The organism is Arthrobacter sp. Y81, from assembly GCF_002929335.1.
In the GTDB taxonomy this organism is placed as follows: Bacteria; Actinomycetota; Actinomycetes; order Actinomycetales; family Micrococcaceae; genus Arthrobacter.
Map to the genome: position 1 here is coordinate 1 of NZ_PJIL01000059.1, position 856 is coordinate 856.

At 65.8% G+C, this 856-nt stretch carries 1 protein-coding gene; it reads left to right on the top strand.

The window, feature by feature from the left end; all coding sequences use genetic code 11:
- Positions 1–251: 251 nt before the first annotated feature.
- Positions 252–856, top strand: a 605-nt coding sequence (locus tag CXQ91_RS24150; protein WP_181039037.1) for a transposase, incomplete at its 3' end; no start/stop codon positions are given.

Here is an 856-nt window from a genome sequence, read left to right on the forward strand (position 1 = left end):
GGCCATTATCGCCGGGCGGGCCCGCAGCGCCGGCTTGGGTGTAACCCGTGTCGTCTGTGTGGCAGGCGGCGCTGCGGGGCCTGATCCCGGCGGTGATGTCCTCTATCCCGGACGGGGTCAGCAGCGTCAAGAGGCCGGGGCCTTCTGTTTCACAGGGGTCCGTGGGTTGCCATTGACGGGCTCCCTTGGCCTGACAGCTCCTCGGGGGTGCAATGGTAGTGCCACATGTGAAGTTTGGGAGGTCCCGGCTTATGTTTGAGCATACTTTCATCGGGCTGGATGTTCACGCGGTCAACGTCGTGGGCCATGCACTGAACCCGGCCACCGGGGAAATCAGCAACCACACGATGCCCGCTGACCCTGCCATGGTGCTGGAGTGGGTCCGCCGGTTTCCCCCGCCGGTCAAGGTCGTCTACGAGTCCGGACCGACCGGATTCGTCCTGGCCCGGTACCTGCGTTCGGCGGGCGCTAACTGTGTGGTTGCGGCGTCCTCGAAGCTGTTGCGGGCACCGGGTGATCGGGTCAAAACGGATAGGCGGGATGCCCGGGTGTTGGCCGAGATGCTTGCGGTCGGCTCGGTTACCGAGGTGCGGATCCCGGACCCGGAGGAGGAAGCGCTGCGGGACCTGTCCCGGTTGCGTTCGGGCACGGCCAAGGACCTCGCGCACGCCCGCCAGCACGTGAACGCGATCCTGCTGCGTCACGGCATCCGCTATCCCAAGGACACCAGATGGACGAAGGAACACGGGCTGTGGCTGCACCGCCAGCGCTTTGAGGAGCCGGCGTTGCAGTTCACCTACGAGGCCGATGTCGAGCAGGCCGAGCTGCTGGCAGGGCACCTCAAACGCATCGATAA